Annotated in this window: 16 protein-coding genes; all 16 read right to left on the bottom strand. The window is 45.1% G+C overall.

Going from position 1 to position 15,847, the window contains the following annotated elements; all coding sequences use genetic code 11:
• Positions 1–45 precede the first annotated feature (45 nt).
• A complete protein-coding gene (locus tag EXT46_RS04915; RefSeq protein WP_130145580.1) occupies positions 46–876 on the bottom strand; it encodes an immunity 49 family protein in 831 nt (276 codons plus the stop codon).
• Between the two features lie 149 nt (positions 877–1,025).
• Entirely contained in the window at positions 1,026–1,646 is a 621-nt protein-coding gene (locus EXT46_RS04910) for a hypothetical protein (RefSeq protein ID WP_022944450.1), read from the bottom strand.
• 401 nt (positions 1,647–2,047) lie between these two features.
• Entirely contained in the window at positions 2,048–2,641 is a 594-nt protein-coding gene (locus EXT46_RS04905; RefSeq protein WP_130145578.1) for a hypothetical protein, read from the bottom strand.
• 1 nt (position 2,642) lies between these two features.
• Positions 2,643–3,236, bottom strand: a complete 594-nt coding sequence (locus tag EXT46_RS04900) for a hypothetical protein (RefSeq protein ID WP_130145576.1) — start codon at positions 3,234–3,236, stop codon at positions 2,643–2,645.
• A gap of 207 nt (positions 3,237–3,443) precedes the next feature.
• On the bottom strand, positions 3,444–4,031 hold the full coding sequence (locus tag EXT46_RS04895; RefSeq protein ID WP_130145575.1) for a hypothetical protein: 588 nt from the start codon (positions 4,029–4,031) through the stop codon (positions 3,444–3,446).
• Between the two features lie 313 nt (positions 4,032–4,344).
• Positions 4,345–5,016 (bottom strand): hypothetical protein, encoded by a 672-nt coding sequence (locus tag EXT46_RS04890; protein WP_130145573.1) that lies wholly within the window; start codon positions 5,014–5,016, stop codon positions 4,345–4,347.
• Complete coding sequence (locus EXT46_RS04885; RefSeq protein WP_130145571.1) at positions 4,955–5,539, bottom strand: hypothetical protein; 585 nt, start codon at positions 5,537–5,539, stop codon at positions 4,955–4,957. Before EXT46_RS04885 ends, EXT46_RS04890 begins: the two co-directional genes overlap by 62 nt.
• Entirely contained in the window at positions 5,533–6,306 is a 774-nt protein-coding gene (locus EXT46_RS04880) for a ChaN family lipoprotein (protein ID WP_130145569.1), read from the bottom strand. Before EXT46_RS04880 ends, EXT46_RS04885 begins: the two co-directional genes overlap by 7 nt.
• 85 nt (positions 6,307–6,391) lie before the next feature.
• Positions 6,392–6,685: a hypothetical protein gene (locus EXT46_RS04875; RefSeq protein WP_130145567.1), complete on the bottom strand. Its 294-nt coding sequence runs from the start codon at positions 6,683–6,685 to the stop codon at positions 6,392–6,394.
• Between the two features lie 121 nt (positions 6,686–6,806).
• Complete coding sequence (locus EXT46_RS04870) at positions 6,807–7,697, bottom strand: N-acetylmuramidase family protein (protein WP_130145565.1); 891 nt, start codon at positions 7,695–7,697, stop codon at positions 6,807–6,809.
• Positions 7,698–7,839: 142 nt separating this feature from the next.
• Positions 7,840–8,523: a GAD-like domain-containing protein gene (locus EXT46_RS04865; RefSeq protein ID WP_130145562.1), complete on the bottom strand. Its 684-nt coding sequence runs from the start codon at positions 8,521–8,523 to the stop codon at positions 7,840–7,842.
• The gene (locus EXT46_RS04860) at positions 8,524–12,981 is read right to left on the bottom strand and encodes a polymorphic toxin type 15 domain-containing protein (protein WP_130145560.1); all 4,458 of its coding nucleotides are present in this window, start codon (positions 12,979–12,981) and stop codon (positions 8,524–8,526) included. It abuts the gene before it with no gap.
• 16 nt (positions 12,982–12,997) lie between these two features.
• Positions 12,998–13,861, bottom strand: a complete 864-nt coding sequence (locus EXT46_RS04855; protein ID WP_130145558.1) for a hypothetical protein — start codon at positions 13,859–13,861, stop codon at positions 12,998–13,000.
• Complete coding sequence (locus EXT46_RS04850) at positions 13,852–14,874, bottom strand: hypothetical protein (RefSeq protein ID WP_130145556.1); 1,023 nt, start codon at positions 14,872–14,874, stop codon at positions 13,852–13,854. Before EXT46_RS04850 ends, EXT46_RS04855 begins: the two co-directional genes overlap by 10 nt.
• A 21-nt stretch (positions 14,875–14,895) precedes the next feature.
• On the bottom strand, positions 14,896–15,189 hold the full coding sequence (locus tag EXT46_RS04845; RefSeq protein WP_026111034.1) for a PAAR domain-containing protein: 294 nt from the start codon (positions 15,187–15,189) through the stop codon (positions 14,896–14,898).
• 82 nt (positions 15,190–15,271) lie between these two features.
• Positions 15,272–15,667, bottom strand: a complete 396-nt coding sequence (locus EXT46_RS04840; protein ID WP_045979030.1) for a hypothetical protein — start codon at positions 15,665–15,667, stop codon at positions 15,272–15,274.
• Positions 15,668–15,847 lie beyond the last annotated feature (180 nt).

Genomic DNA, 15,847 nt, shown 5'->3' with positions numbered 1-15,847 from the left:
AGCGATATAGTCAACGCAGTTGAGATAAATCCAAAAAAATATACGCTAACTAACAATATAAAAACGTGGCATAAAATCGGTATCAATATCTACACTGCGGCCTTGGTCTTGCACTAAACAGGCTGTGCCTAAAAGCTCAATAGGCATGTAGAAGTTAGTGTGGGCATGGTCGGCGTAAAGGTGCTGACCTTGGTATTGCCAATAGTGATTTAATGCACCCAGGAAGGTCTCATCTAAATCAGTAGCTTTACTGATCAAGGCATTATTAATTAGACTTAATTTGGCGTTAGTGCAGTGTTGAACTAGCGGGTTAGTGTCGGCGGCAATTTGCTGGCTCAGAGCGATGATTTCTGGTTGCGAGACCTCTTCTCCCAACAACACTTTTTGCAGTAGCTCGGCCAACATAAGCTCAACCTCCGGGCACACGGCACGGCTCTCTCTTAAGTGAGACAAATCAAACGCTAACAGTGAGGAAAGGGCATCGTGGTCGCGTACTGTGAGTGCACAAAAGACGGCTTCTTGCCAATTCTGTGCATTGATCCGGCCTTGTTCAACTAGGCCGACGCCGTTGTACTGGGTGTCGTGCTGTTCACCGTTAAATTCTAGCTCGACAATACGTTCAGGGTCGTTCGCGAGGCTAAATAATAGTGCATAGGCCTGCGCACAGTGAGCAATGGCTTGTTTCGCCTCTGCGTTGTGCTCTGGGCTTTGCTCATATGAAAGGTACTGCGCTAAAGTGAGTGCGTGATTAGCGAGCCACATCAGGTTATCGCGCTGCACATGCACGAAGTTAAGGGTGTCTTGGTACTTTTTGCGGCTGGTGTTTATCTTCTCGTCAATTTCAGAAATTGTAGTAGGGCGCTCAATATTTAGCATGACATATCCTTGTTCGGGGGTGAACTTATCCTTAAGCCGCTATTGTAAACAACACCATCGCAGTAGCGCAACTGTACTTTAAATAGCAAAGGCTCTTTTAGCCATCAAGTAGGTAATGACCGCAAGAGCCTTTATCGGGGGCGTGTTAGCTATCTTGGTAAGTTTTTACTGAGTTTTTTATTCTTATTCATTACACCCGAGTAATAACCGTGCAGTGCCTCGTTTAATTGCCGTTCGCAGCGTTTAAGTTGTTCACTTTGTTCAATAACTTGCATGCTCAGTTTTACTTTTTCTTCACGCAGGTTTTTTACATCAATACTTTGGCTATCTAATCGACTTTGTAGTTCATCAACTTGGCTATTCGACGCTTTAAGTAATTCATGTAGTTCTTTATTGCGCTCTTGTAAGTCACGGCAATGATGCTTCATTACATGCTTACTGGTGCTCGCTTCCTCGAGTTGCTGTTCAAGCTCGGCCATTTCAATTTGCACATCGCGTTTGGCCTGCATTTGCACTTGCTGCATCTGCTCTGCCATTTTATCCATGTGCGCAAGGGCTTTTTTATTTAATGATTCCGCTTGGTTTATCTGCTGAACCAAAGGGGCATGAGCTTGTTCTAGCTGCTTAATCTGCCGCTCTTTTTCTTGCAACAGTTGCTTGTAAAGGTGCAGTTGCTCACTCAGGGAAGGCTCGCCACTACTTTGGCCAATAGGGGTTACGGTAGCCTGCGGCATAGGTTCAACTGGGGTATGAAAGTCTGAGTGCGCCATTGTCTGTCCTTGGAGTTCTTATATGTATTGGTCAAACTTTAGCAAATACGGCCAGTAAAAATTTGATCTATATCAGGTCCAGACCCGCTGAAGACTTTGCTCAGCAAAGACTTTGATCTAGCGCAAATAATGGGTGAGGTAATGTAAGGCTTAGCTCTGAGTGCACGGGCAAATACAAGCTATATACTTATGACGATATAGCAGACTTATAGATTTACCATTTGGGTGACTACTATATAAACGCTCAGCGATAAGTCGTTGTTTAGGTTATTTCTTTGTGAATGCTTAATTTAGCGCCTGAAATAATGAAATGCGTATTATTTTAGCTGTTAAACTAAGTGTACCCTGCTAGCTAAGCGTTTATCACGCCACACTAGCAGGGGAAAGTGCTTCTTAAAAAGTTAGAGCTCGTTTGAGGACAAATGCCGCTCAGCAGATTCCAGCTGTCTCTTAGCATACTTTTTCTGAAAGTTTGATTGGGTATGCTTTAGAACATGTTTAGCGTGGATAGCTACTTTCTTCCAGTTCCTTTCTTGTATATATAAATCTGCCAACTTCATATGGTTTGCAGCAATTTGATTAGGGGTAAAACTTTTATCTAAGACCAGTAACTCCTCACGAAGTGCTATTGCTTTAGCGATATCCTTTTTCACAAATTGGCCTGACCCATAAAGCCAAGCTAACGTAGTATAAGCGCTAGGCTCTTTATTTTTTAGCCTTTCTTTGGCCTCTGCTACCAGCCTAGTACCGTCACCTGTATGCAAACTTATAGGTACCAAAGCTGACCAGTAACCCATCTTATAGGCTTTTTCGCACCATGCTTCTAAGAGTTCTGGTGCATTTATCAAACTTTTATGGCATTGCCGTGCGGCCACCTCGGCGGTGAGCTCAGGGTCGTCAATCTTAATAGAGTGATCCCAGCGAGGGCCTGCCGCCATAGCTATATGCGTATATAACGCGAACAAAATAATAAAGAGAACTAGTGAAGGCGACATTCTACAGGCCTTGGTTGGTATCTTCTTGAGTGTGTATTTTAGCTTTAGCTGCTTCAATAATAGAGGCTGCATACTCTCGTTTGTTACTATCGTTTATATACTTGGCCGCAACATTTGCGTGTTTTAGAGTGAGAGGCCAATTGTTTTGTTTTTGATATATTTTGGCTAAATCCAGATGAGTTTGCCCATACCATGGCTGTGAAGGATCGGTACCTTCTAGGTAATCTTTATAAAGAGCTAAGGAGCGACTCTCGTTCCGCAGCACAAACGTACCACTTTCATAAAGCCAAGCGAGTGAAAGTAGGGCAACGGAGTCACCTGCCTTAATGCGTTTATTTAACTCTTCAATGTAACGCGAACCATCTTTGGTGTGGTAACCAATATTAAGCAGTGCCTGTAAAAATCCGGCCTCGGCTGCTTTTTTACACCAAAAAAGCACCCTGTCGGGACGGTAATGAAAGCTTTTATCGCATAGTCTCATGAGTTTGCCGGCTGTGAGTGTTGGGTCATTTTCGTCAGGTTCTTGCCAATTTGCTTGCGCTAAACACGAAATAAAGAGCAAGGGTACTGTTACCCAAGGAGCGTTTACTACCATGTGAAAGCCTTATTGTCTTAGTAACCAATAGATAACGATAGAGTGTACAACTTGTATCTTACGCTTTTCCTGCCCACTTATTTCTTTGAGCCTCCAACATACTGTTCGGTTATGAATAAATATGGAGTGATTCGCTTGACTCTTGTTTACAAAAATTAAGCGAGGATACTACCTAAGTATGAGTAAGTACTGCGATAAATTATATTGTCATTGAGTGCTTGGTTGGGTATGTTTTTGCGCTTTGGCTATTTGTCTTTGAGCAGCATCAATATCAAACTTAAAACGGCTGTGCTTTTTGACGTAGCTAGCGTGTTTGATTACCGCAGGCCAATTTTCCTGTAGCTGATATAAATCGGCTAACTCTTTATGGGCAGAGGTTCTTATTGCTGGTGTAACTCCGGCATGAGCTAGATTTAGCAGCTCTCTATTTAAAGATATTGCGCGTTCAATATCTTCCTCTACAAACTGCCCTGAGCCATAGAGCCAAGCCAACACTGTGTATGCTTTTGGCTCTTTATTTTTTAGTCTTTCTTTGGCCTCTGCTACCAGCCTAGTACCGTCACCTGTATGCAAACTTATAGGTACCAGAGCCGACCAGTAACCCATCTCATAGGCTTTTTCGCACCATGCTTCTAAGAGTTCTGGTGCGTTGATCAAGCTTTTGTGGCACTGCTGTGCGGCCACTTCGACGGTGAGCTCAGGGTCGTCAATCTTAATAGAGTGATCCCAGCGAGGGCCAGCAGCAAGTAAGATACTGGGTATTAATGCTAACAGCATCACTATTGCCTTTATCATGGTTGAGCTCCTTCTAGATAACGCTTTCCTTTCAGGCAAATGAATAGCGAACGTTGATAAAAGAGAATCAATACCGCTGCCTTTTTCATCCGATTGTCCTTCACAATAGCTTTTGCTAAAGCAAGCTAAACCGTCATTATAATCTATACGCCTGAACCTACTTAATCGACAAGCCAATTATGCTTTCTATAATGACATGGGAGTCGACCACGCGTTTTTATGATAAATGTTATCAGAAATTACTTGAGGCCATATTAGTAATGAAAATACAGCTTACGTGAGTAAAGGTAGCTTTCTTGCTCTATTGAAACGACTACTGGTTTTGCTTGCCCAAAGAAATACCGGCGTCCTCAAGCTGCCTTTTAAACATGGCTTTTTTAGCTTCAGCGTATTTGCTTTGTTCAAGATAACGCTTATGCTCAGCGACTTTTTCCGAATTTCCGAGCTCTTTATAAATAGCAAGCAGCTCCTCATGGGTGCTACCCACTCTCATTTTTTCACTCTCGACATCACCGTATTCATCTAAATATCGTTTAAATAACACAATAGATTTTTGGAGATCTCTATCAATAAAACGCCCTAATTTATAGGCATAGGCAAGCGCGATAATGCCTCCAGGAGAGCCCTGTTCAGCATGTTTTCTCGCTTCCGCGATATAGCGGCTACCATCTCCAGTATGCAAGCCGATAAACTGAAGAGCGCTCCAGTAACCCATCTCATAGGCTTTTTCGCACCAATCTTCTAACAGCTCTGGGGCGTTGATCAAACTTTTATGGCATTGCCGTGCGGCCACCTCGGCGGTGAGCTTAGGATCGTCAATCCTGATAGAATGATCCCAGCGAGGGCCTGCTGCCATAGATATATGCGTATATAACGCGAACAAGATAATAAAGAGAACTAGTGAAGGTGACATTCTACAGGCCTTAGTTGGTATCTTTTTGACTGTGTATTTTAGCTTTAGCTGCTTCAATAATAGATGCTGCATACTCTCGTTTGTTACTATCGTTTATATACTTGGCCGCAACTCTTGCGTGTTTTAGAGTGAGAGGCCAATTGTTTTGTTTTTGATATATTTTGGCTAAATCCAGATGAGTTTGCCCATACCATGGCTGTGAAGGATCAATACCTTCTAGGTAATCATTATAAAGAGCTAAGGAGCGACTCTCGTCGCGCCGAACAAACGTACCACTTTCATAAAGCCAAGCGAGTGAAAGTAGGGCAACGGAGTCACCTGCCTTAATACGTTTATTTAACTCGTCAATGTAACGAGAACCATCTTTGGTGTGGTAAGCAATATTAAGCAGTGCCTGTGCAAATCCAGCCTCGGCTGCTTTTTCACACCAAAAAAGCACCCTGTCGGGACGGTAATAAAAGCTTTTATCGCATAGTCTCATGAGTTTGTCGGCTGTGAGTGTTGGATCATTCTCGTCAGGTTCTTGCCAATTTGCTTGCGCTAAACACGAAGTAAAGAGCAAGGGTACTGTTAACCAAGAAACTTTTACTACCATGACAGAGCTCCGTCTTCCGCAACTCTCCTTTCTGGAATATGAACTTGAAAAGACTTAAGCGGTGTGTCGAAGTCGCTACCTTCCCTAGAAAAGTATAATTGGTTGAGTGGTGCATCCTCATCGGACCAACCTTGACATTGCTTCGGTAAATAACAACTTAGACCGCCTATATATTCGATCAACCTGATATTGTGAACACCTCTTGTTATCATAAGCGTATCTAACCCCTCCCTATATTTTCCTGCTCTAATGGCATGAAAACGATGCATAAAGGCAATCACCTTATTTTTGGAGCTATCTTCAAGAAGTGAGGCTATTAAATTAGCCCAGACGTCATTGCGAACTTGATGTGCATCATCGCACACTTCTGCCTTTATCTTCTTATCGGAACACTCTTGCTCCATGAGAGTTATAATATGCGCAGGTACGTCTAAAGCGACTAGTTTCATCCCTAATTTATGAGCATGTTGGGCAAGTTGGGAGTATCCGTTTGCGACACCATGACCCCAGTCCCAGTTTGTCTTGAAATGGTTTTTAATCGATTCGAACCCTTTCCCCGTTTTTTGGAAATACGTCAACCGTTCATGCATATCATGCGAAAGCATTTCCATAGCGAAATGAGTAAACCCAGCTTGCCTTAACTGCTTTAAGGCGCGTATAGCTTCGTATTTAAATGATGCTGGATTATGGCTCGATTCTGCGAGTAAGATCAGGCGAGCGCTCCCTGCCATTTTTTTGTAATCTACATCCTTGTTTATTTTATTCATGCTATTTCCTTATATAGTTATCACTTACTTATGCCTTCCTGAAGTGAATTTAGGTTGGCACTTTCTGTGGTCTTTTAGTCATTGTTTAGTCGAAATCCTCAATCGCTGGAAGTGTGCTTTCACTTTTGTCATTGCAAAGCCAGTATTGTTTGTTATCACCTTGGGTGAATGTCACCGAGTACTCTTGGGTTAGTGTTCCAAGCTCTTCACTGTGATAGTCGCTGATAACAACCTTATTTTCATCGTAACTAAAATGCATACTGTGCTCCGAAACCAACGCACGGTGGTAACTCGACTTATTAACGCTATCAGCAGCAGACCCGATATCGAGCTGTAATTGTGGGTGCTGAAATTGGGTGAGTGCATAGGTATTACCCATTTTGCTTGCAACGACATAAATTGGGGCTGGGTTATCTGCGTGGCACTTAAATATAGTGTTTGTGTCACTTTCTGTTGCTTGACATGAAGCTATTAGAAACAGTGATAATGTGGTTAGGACTTTACTCATTGTCATACTTATCAAATGCCTGTTGTAATTTAACATCATATTTGTTTTTCGCGTATTGAGAACCATTATAACCTCGAGCAAATGCAGCCCAATTCAAAGTGGTTAAGTGCTGGTCTAACCCCTTACTTTTTACAAAGCTAACGAATGCATCGAGTTGCTTCCTTTCAGACGTAAACATCGCTTTAACGAAGTTTTCTATACTAGCAAAGCCGGCTGCTCGATGGTTAAAGCCCATAATTTGGAAGCGTCCCCATGAAGCAGACTTGAGCGCTTCAGTCACATTCAATGCCATCGCTTGCTCCAGTCGAGTGTACTCCTGAGCTCCGCCAATGTATAAGCTTCGGTTCCAAGCCCTACTTGAAATGGACGGGTGGCTTGCATCATAAATATGCCCCGTTAGTCGAGAAAATATGTGCGCTTCATATAAGATTTTAGGCTTACCGTTAGGTAGAAAAGCATCCGTTGATGACTCTACTTCTGCAACGGCTTTAATTGCGGCAACTTTACAGCTTAGTTCGTTGGCAACATCTACATAGTCAGAGTTTGATAAGTTTATTACATCAGAAGATGCTGTTGGCAGCTTGAAGCTAACTTGACCTGGTGCTTGGAGCAGTTTCTCATTTATTTTACGGTGAGTTCGTCCATTAACATCTATTCTTCCATCTGGACGCACCATGCCCGCTACTTTGCTTTGAAATGCCTTGATAGCAGCAACAGTCTTAGAATTCTCTGGTCTTGCACCAACTCGGCCATCAACGACAAGTGTTCTCGTTGGAGCAATTAAGTTTATCAGAGAATTAATAGCATTCTGAACTGCTTTCACATCGTTCGGATTATTCATTGCACCAATCCCAACGGATTGGGTTATTCTTATTGCGGACATATGAAACTCCTTTTCATGTATTTATGTTTAAACGATAATTTCAAAGCCATCTCATATTAACGCTCAATGAAATGCTTTTTTACTTCCTCGATAAATATTCAATTCATTATTAATTTGTTTGAGTAATTAATCGCTTGAAGCATTAATTTTTATGCAGTTCATTAGACATAGCGACAATATCTGCCATTATACGTTTCTCGCCCAACTCAGCTAGAAAGTTCAAATGCTCAATCGCTTTTACTTTTTTCAAATTCTCAAGTTTATTTACCCCACCAAGCGCCAACGCGGGGACGAACGCATACATTTCATCAGCTTCTAATTGACCAAGTTTGTTAAGCGCCCTTTCGAACAGTGGAGATTCATTAACATCGTCTTGATCGTAGGGCTCTTTGCTCATCGTAGCAAAAAGCAGCTCTACCGATCGGTCTTCTCCTCGTTCTTTCAACTTTTCCGTTCCATCTCTGGGTAAAAGCATACCAAAGTTTGAATTAATTTTTATGCTTCGACCAGAGGTTTTGCCCCAGACGATTAAATCCCCAAAAGCACCGCGACCAATAACATAATATTTATCTAATCCATTTTTCTCGCGTTCAGCGAATTCGGTGCCTTCAAGCCAAGTTTGTAGAATATCATGGTAATCTAGTGGGTTTACTAACCAAAAAATGCCATCACCCCAGCCGCAAAAGCCATATTCTTGCCAGTATTCCAACAAACGGTCAGGCAATTTGCCTTTAAAAAATTCAAGCGTTTCATTGCTTGGCATCGTCGCTTTAATGGCGGGGCCAAACCCAGCGTAATTGTAAAAGTTATCAAAAAATTTATTCATCTATTTACACCTATGTAAATCCACATTCATTTTTGCATCTGGGCCGAGCTCTTCCAATGCTTTTTTAGCCTGAGCATCCATTTTTGCGACACGACTTCCATCTAATTTATTGCCTGCCGCATCTACGCCTTTATTCTTCCACTGCGAGCCTATGGATTGATTCACGCTAGCATCGCCTAAATCTACAACGTTATCATGGCCACCGGCTATCATATCTGGGTTATGAAGGGCATTAAGTGTACTCATTTCACTGGCCGCTAACTCCTGAGCTTTTTCAATTGCCTCATCACCAAAATATTCGCCGCTTTCGATTAACTCGTCTTTATATTTATCTATCAATTCAGCTTTGAAATCTTTTCTAGCTTTTTGCTGCGCAGCCCCCGTTCCTTTACGACCAATTTTTTTATAGGCCTCACGGTTATCTAAATATTCCTTGACCGTCATATCATTAATGCCATCTTGCTGGCCTTTCAATTGCCGGTCGTACTCTGCATCGGTGCCTTTTTTATTCTTCTTAAAGCAAGCTACCTTGTGTAACTTCATTTTTTTGACAACCTTTTTGGTTGTTTTCTCGAGCGGTTTACTGACGGAGTCGGGCACCTTATCAAGTACCTTGTCTGCAACTTTCACTGGCTTTACTACCGCCAAAGCGATACTTGTTAGTGCACCGGAAAAGTCGCCTTCAAGAACTTGATTTGTTGCATTAATACCATCTTCAGCGAAGAAGCTCCAAACCTCAGCTTGCCAACCACCAGATGCACTAATTTGTTCATTCGCATCTTCTAACAACCATTGGCCAAACCCTTTGGGGCCCCCTTCCTTACAACTCAACCCAAGTGGGTCCACCCAGTTAATGGGGTTGGGTGCATATTGGTAGTGGTTAATACCGCCTACCAAGCCAATCGGGTCTTGGTTAATAAAGCGCTGTTGCTTGGGGCTATAGTAGCGGTAGCGGTTGTAGTGCAAGCCGCTTTCTTCATCAAAGTACTGGCCCTGAAAACGCAGGGGTTGGGTAATGTGTTCTGGGCTGAGCTCAATTTGCTCACTGTAACCAAAGGCATCGGTATTATTTTGCCACACCACCTCGGCGTGGGCGTTGGTCACAAACTGCGGGGTATCGAGCTGGTCTAAATGGTAATAGTACACACCACTGTCGTTGATTAGCAGTAATGGCTGATACTCGCCGGGCAGAGAGATATACCAGGTATACTGGCCGTTTTGGCACTCGCCGAGCAGCTGGTTACCGTCCCAAATATAGTCAATGCGACCTTGCTCAGTCAGTTTGGCGCAGCGTCGACTGAGTGGGTCATACTCATAACGAGTCAGTTGGTCGTTATGATAAAAGCTCGCGAGCTGGTTGAGGGCGTTGTATTCCAAGCGTTGGCGCTGCCCTTTGCCAAGCACATGCACCTGGTTACCACAGGCATCGTAGTCAAACTCGTCCTGGCCAAGGTGGTACAGGCGGTCATCAATACAGGCTGTGCCCGTGAATACATCCTCGCCGCTGTTATTAAGGGCAGGGGCGGTGTGCTCTTTATCAACTGGGCGCAGTGCTGGTTCATCCGGTGCGGTTGCTTGCTCCGGGTTGCCAAAGCTGTCCCAGTGGTAGCGCGCCGATTGGTCGCCGTTGACCTCAATAAGCTGATTGATGGCGTTGTACTGATATTGCTTATCGCTGCTCAGCTCGCTGTTTGAGCTCTCGCGCTGACTGGCTATGAGTTGATTGTTGCCATCGTATTGGTAGCTTTGTTTAGCATAGAGCGCATTTTCTGGGTGCGATAACTCCTGCTCGCAAAGGCGGCCAAAACAGTCAAACTGTTGTTTGGTGGTGATGTTATTGGCGTAATGAATTTCACTGAGTTGACCATGTCGATGGCTGAGCTCAACATGGGTGTGCCCATTGAGCTCGATGCGCGCCAATTGGCCTTGGGCGTCATAATGATAATTCAGAATTTGGCCGTCGGCCAAAGTTAAGGCGCTGCGCCGACCAAAGGCATCATAACTGTAATTGAGGGTATGTTGGCCCTGGGTCGCTACCAGTAGTTTACCGGCTTGATCGAATCCTTGTGTCAGAGTGGTGGCGCCGTTATGGGCGCGCTGCAGGCGTCCTTGACTGTCATAACTAAAATAGTTGGACAGGTTACACAGGGTGCTGTCTTTGGCATTGGGGTGGGCAGCCTGTTGCTCTATCACTTGGCCAAGCGCGTTTCGTTTTAATTTAATAAAGCGCTCGTCGGCATCGTTGAGTGCGATCACACGGTTATGAGCATCAAACTCAAAGCGCTGCACGCGACCGTCAAAGCCCGTGGTGCGAATTGGGTTTTCATTGGCATCGTAATCAATGCGGTATTCTGCACCATCACTGCGGGTAATACCGATCAGGTTGCGCTCTTTATCATAGCGGTAGCGTAAGTGACTGCCATCGGCAAAACGTACTTGTTCGGGCTGCGCTAACCCAGCGTAATCAGCGCTGGTTTGCTCGCCATTGCCATTAGTGGTCGCCGTTAAGCGACCAGCAGCATCGTAATGGTACTCAATACGAATCGCCGCGCGCTCGTCGCCTTCTTGGCGCATGACTTTGGCGCTCAGTTGGCCGGCTGCATTGCGCTCGAATTGGGTTAGTAGACCGGTGTTGGTTAGAGTTGCATTAACACGGCCTAGTTCGTCGTAACTAAAGCGCGTTAGAACATCGCCTTGTTGATGCGCTAAAAGCTCGCCTTGGACACTCCAGCTAAATTGTTCACTGCGGCCTTTGTCATGCACCACTGTAGTCAGTTGGTTATTGTCATTGTATTGATAGTGGCTGGTGCGGCCATCGGGCAGAGTTTGCGATTGCAGCAGACCCATGGCAGTAAACGCGCGTTTTAGTTCGCCGCCATCGGCGTAGCGAGTCAGTACATGCTGTCCCAGTTGGTTGTAAGCGAAGGTGGTTTTATTGCCTTGAGCATCGTACTGGGCCACTTTTTGGCCACGATCATTGTATTCGCTACGCTCTTCGCTGCCATCTGGATGCTGGGTGTGAGTACGATTGCCGAAGGCATCATAGCGGTATCGCCAGCTATGGCCCCGCGCATCGGTGTATTCAACCAGCTTACCGTCGCTGTTGTGAACAAAGGTTTCGGTATTACCACGACTATCGGTACTTTTGCTCACTCCCTCTCGTGGGTATTCAAAGCTGTACTCGTAGGTGTTGTTATCACCGTACTGGCGAATACATTTTGCATCAACGCCTGCACCTTGCCACTCAAAGTGGTGGCTAAAGCCACTGGCGCGGGTACGCTTGCTAATAACATTATCGCCACGGTAGCTGTAACGCTCGATATTGCCCTGGCTATCGGTCACTGCCACCAGTTGTTTCGCGTCATTGTATTGATAACAAGCAAGCAGCGGCTCATGGATGTGACGTTTGTCTTTGTCATCCATGTGATAAGCTGCAACCTTAGTTAATAAATCATCGCCGTTATATTGCAGCACTACACCGCGCTTATCATTAATAGCAACACGGCTTAGGCGCTCGTTGGCATCGTAGAAAAAGCTGAGTGTTTGCCCCTTGGCATCGGTTATTTTCTCGAGTAACCAGGCCTTGGAACCAGCAAAAAACGTGTAATGGCTGTCATCGGGGCGTACTAAGGTTTGCTTGCCATCGTTTTGGTAGTGTAAAGCAAGTTGTGAGCTAAGCTGGTAACTGGTTTGCCCTGGTTTTACTTTCTCAAACTCATGTATGCGGCCTTGCTCATCAACGAGTTCTAGCCAGTAGCGCCCGGGTGTTTTCGGGCCAATTTTGGGTGGCGCTTCGTAGCGCTCAAAAATGCTGAGAGCAAAATGATGGCGCCAGCCAAAGCCCAAGCCCACATTGGTATCGCTTTTACTGGAACGGTATAGGCGTTGCCACTTTAAAGGCATGGGGGCGTTAAGGGTAAAATCGACCAACGGGAGAATTTCTTCACCGCTTAGCATGGAGATAGGATCAGAGCGGCACTCTTGTTCGTCTACACTTTGCTCAGTGGCCGTGTCATTGACTTGGGCTTTGTTAGGGTTGCCCTCGGATTGACCGCCTTTTTTGACCACGCTGGGTTGGGACTTTTTATCTTTTTGTGCTTTGGTGCCGCCACTGGCACTGGCCGAGTTGGTATTGTCGCTAACTTGAATGCTGCGTTTAGGTTTTTGGTTATAACAAAGTAAGGAGCCTGATGCTAACGCCGAGCTTAGACCATGGGCGACTTCTCGCGCGGTGGCGGTGTTAACCGAATGCACGCCCGCAGCGCGCAGCATATGCACACATTGAATTCGTTTATGAATATCGCCGACCAGATCTTCGGCCAATAGATTGACTTGGGCGCCTGCCGCATCCGGGGTGTCTATCGCCACCGGATCGTAGCCACCTGGGGCTTTATCATTGGCTAGGGTAATTAACACTGAGCCGCGTTTTGAGCGAAAGGCAATTGAACGAATATCCATATTCTTACGTTATTCCTTAATCAATCCATTGATACACAGAAGCTGCTTGGTAGAGCTTGGGCGTGCTGCCAAGGTGTAAAATAATATCACGATGCATGCTCGAATTGTAGTCATTATAGATACCAATAAATGAATAAAGGCCAAACACTGCGCCGAGCTGACCATGAACGTATTCACTTTGAGTCACCTTAGGTTGCTCAACCACTTTACCGTTTAGCTGTAAATACCCTTCAAGCCAGGCACTAGGCCAAGGCTCTTCCCCTAAGGCGGGGGCTACAATGTGCTCTATTGGGGCGGGCACTTCTTTTACCGCTTGGCTGAGTAAAGTAGGGAAGGGATTGTGTTGTTCGATATCGAAGCAAGGTTCACCATGACAAAAGGGCACGTGCAGCCCTGTTTCACCAAATTTTACTCGTGCTAATGCGAATGCGGCGCCATTATTGTGTGTGGCACCTTCATTTAGGTTCAAAATTTGCTCGTCTAAAGCAATGAATGTGACATGTTTAGCAAGCTGCATCGCTTTAATTAGCGCGCAGTGCAATGCCGATTCACCGTGCGCGAAAAACTCGTTGACCGGGTGGGAGTGGCCTGGTTGCGCTCGGCCATTGGGAGCCACTTCGTTTAAGGCTGAAATAAGCGTATTTAGGCGTTGCTCATCATAAGCGAGGTTAGGCAGCAGCCAAAAAATAGGCTCCTCGGGGTCAAACTCAAAGCGGGCTAAAAACTGATTCAGTGGCGCAATAAGTGAAATGGGCCAGGGCATTGCCTCGCTCTGTTGTGACTGCTCGCTTATAGGCATTGGCTCGCTAAGAAGAAGTGCTGCTTCGGTACTTTCGAGCCCAGGAAGGGCGATATCGAACTCTGTGAGTGTTATTGCCATGTGACCCCCAAGGACAGTGGATGAACTATATGGCTCTCTTTTTTGTGCATTAAATTAAACAGCTGCGCCACCAAGTAAGGCGTAATAGCATCGAACTGATAGTCTTTAAGCGGATGCGTGTAGATATCTTTCCCTGCTAGTAGTCGATTGGCAAAATCGACCTGCTCACAAAAGGTTGGCCACTGTGTTGATAGTTGCTCTTGAAAGTCGCCCAAGGTATCGGGAGCAAGCCAAGCTTCGGTCAGTTGCTCTTGCGTAAATAACGTTTCTACATGCTCGCCGTAACAGTTCATGAAGGTGTTGATAAGCTCGTTATTGGGCTCCTCACACAGTAATTGGTAAATCAAAGGAAGCTGCTTTGTCAGCCCCGCGAGCATGAATAGGTGTGCAATGTCTTGTGGGCTGTGGCTTTTTGACCAGGTATTGGCAATACGCTGAATATCATCATTGGAACAGGTCAAGAAAAATAGTTGGGCCAAAGGGTGCGTGAGCGAATAACGGGCCAGTATTTCTTCGCAAGCAGTCAATGTGTCTTGTTTATCGTTTGCTTGCCAACTTAAGGTTTGCCCCGTGAGCAACGCGCGATAGTCGCTGTAATCTGTCGTGTCGATTTGCTGCAACACCGACTCGGGAATATGTGTTAACACCCCCTCTCGCCAAGCCAGCTCTAAAGCGGTGGCATGATGCTTTGGTGATTCGCTAAGCAATAGCTGGTTCAATGCAGATTTCAGACTTAATCGTTGTAGCCTAATCAATAGTTGGCAAAAAAGCACTCGTTGCTCAAAGCTGGTTTCATCGCTAACTATAAAAGCTGCATCGAGCAGCGTTTTGCTTGCTATGCTCAGTGAAAAAGGGCAATGAGGATCAGAAAAATCTCGCAAACCCGCGCTGGCCTGGCGCAATTCGACGGTGAAGCGGTTAATGGCGCTTAAAAAGCTGGCACGATTAGCCAAAGGATGTGATTGTAAGCACACCAGTTCTTGCAAACGTTGAGCGGTATTCAAAGCTTCCATGCGTGAGTGCAATCCTTTAGCCTAGCCACCAATCAATACAGTTGGATTACCAACAACTATTTTCCCGCCGTGAGCGGTCCCATCGCCCATACGTGCGGCGGGTTTACCATTGATTTTTACAGAACCTGAGCCTGAATTAATGGTATCCGGCGGACCTACGCAAATAAGCTTATCGCCTTTTCTGGCTGCTGGCAGGCCACCAATCAATACATTGCCTGAGCCCATGATAATAGGGCCACCGACATGGGGAACTGGGCCGGGATTAGTCTTGGGGCATACATGCATATGAGTCAAAGTGGAAGCGGGTTTTCCCATGATCACATCCTTTTAATCGCTGAAAGGCTATATTATCGCCGATTAATAGTGCGTCGACAAGTATATTGAATGCCCAGCTTGATTATTCTGAAAAGTCAGGTTTCAACAAGGCCTGTAGTGGCTCAAGCTCCGTGGTATTAAAGTCCCAGCGCTGATGGTTTTTAAATTCGAAGTCTGCTTTGAAAAAGCCGCTTTTTTGTTGAATTTGTACCAATAATTGCTGAATTTGCAAGGGGCCTTGGCGAGTGATTTCCTGCTGCATATCCTGCACCATATCTGAGAGAACCAAATGCTCATTAGAGTTGACGTAAAATGGCGTGGCTGAACCATCATCTTGGTAGTAGAAGCCAGCGTTTGCAAACCCTTGATCTTCTCGAGTAAGAACCAAAGCTAAGGTTGACCAGGTAATGTCTTTTAGTGCTGACGCTTTCAGCACCTCATCGACGATTCGTTGTAAATATTTAATATCAATGCCCATAGCTTATGTCCCTATATAATGGTTTTGCTTGCTAAGGTAGCATATTAAGTGAAATAGAGGGCGGATCAATACCTAGCGTCAGTATTTTTACAAAGAGTAAAATAAACGGCATTAAGTGATTATGTGGCCAATTCCACCAACCATCTTACAGCGCGATCTAGGTGTGAGGCTTCATTAAGA

The organism is Pseudoalteromonas sp. CO325X, from assembly GCF_004208955.1.
In the GTDB taxonomy this organism is placed as follows: domain Bacteria; phylum Pseudomonadota; class Gammaproteobacteria; order Enterobacterales; family Alteromonadaceae; genus Pseudoalteromonas; species Pseudoalteromonas ruthenica.
This window is presented reverse-complemented; position numbering and strand designations above follow the sequence as displayed.

What these genes read in the sequence shown, in the direction of transcription:
- EXT46_RS04850 (WP_130145556.1), bottom strand. Translation starts at nt 14,874, where the DNA reads ATGGAAGCTTTGAATACCGCTCAACGTTTGCAAGAACTGGTGTGCTTA.
- EXT46_RS04900 (WP_130145576.1), bottom strand. Translation starts at nt 3,236, where the DNA reads ATGGTAGTAAACGCTCCTTGGGTAACAGTACCCTTGCTCTTTATTTCG.
- EXT46_RS04870 (WP_130145565.1), bottom strand. Translation starts at nt 7,697, where the DNA reads ATGTCCGCAATAAGAATAACCCAATCCGTTGGGATTGGTGCAATGAAT.
- EXT46_RS04880 (WP_130145569.1), bottom strand. Translation starts at nt 6,306, where the DNA reads ATGAATAAAATAAACAAGGATGTAGATTACAAAAAAATGGCAGGGAGC.
- EXT46_RS04845 (WP_026111034.1), bottom strand. Translation starts at nt 15,189, where the DNA reads ATGGGAAAACCCGCTTCCACTTTGACTCATATGCATGTATGCCCCAAG.
- EXT46_RS04910 (WP_022944450.1), bottom strand. Translation starts at nt 1,646, where the DNA reads ATGGCGCACTCAGACTTTCATACCCCAGTTGAACCTATGCCGCAGGCT.
- EXT46_RS04855 (WP_130145558.1), bottom strand. Translation starts at nt 13,861, where the DNA reads ATGGCAATAACACTCACAGAGTTCGATATCGCCCTTCCTGGGCTCGAA.
- EXT46_RS04905 (WP_130145578.1), bottom strand. Translation starts at nt 2,641, where the DNA reads ATGTCGCCTTCACTAGTTCTCTTTATTATTTTGTTCGCGTTATATACG.
- EXT46_RS04890 (WP_130145573.1), bottom strand. Translation starts at nt 5,016, where the DNA reads ATGCAGCATCTATTATTGAAGCAGCTAAAGCTAAAATACACAGTCAAA.
- EXT46_RS04840 (WP_045979030.1), bottom strand. Translation starts at nt 15,667, where the DNA reads ATGGGCATTGATATTAAATATTTACAACGAATCGTCGATGAGGTGCTG.
- EXT46_RS04875 (WP_130145567.1), bottom strand. Translation starts at nt 6,685, where the DNA reads ATGGGTAATACCTATGCACTCACCCAATTTCAGCACCCACAATTACAG.
- EXT46_RS04895 (WP_130145575.1), bottom strand. Translation starts at nt 4,031, where the DNA reads ATGATAAAGGCAATAGTGATGCTGTTAGCATTAATACCCAGTATCTTA.
- EXT46_RS04860 (WP_130145560.1), bottom strand. Translation starts at nt 12,981, where the DNA reads ATGGATATTCGTTCAATTGCCTTTCGCTCAAAACGCGGCTCAGTGTTA.
- EXT46_RS04885 (WP_130145571.1), bottom strand. Translation starts at nt 5,539, where the DNA reads ATGGTAGTAAAAGTTTCTTGGTTAACAGTACCCTTGCTCTTTACTTCG.
- EXT46_RS04915 (WP_130145580.1), bottom strand. Translation starts at nt 876, where the DNA reads ATGCTAAATATTGAGCGCCCTACTACAATTTCTGAAATTGACGAGAAG.
- EXT46_RS04865 (WP_130145562.1), bottom strand. Translation starts at nt 8,523, where the DNA reads ATGAATAAATTTTTTGATAACTTTTACAATTACGCTGGGTTTGGCCCC.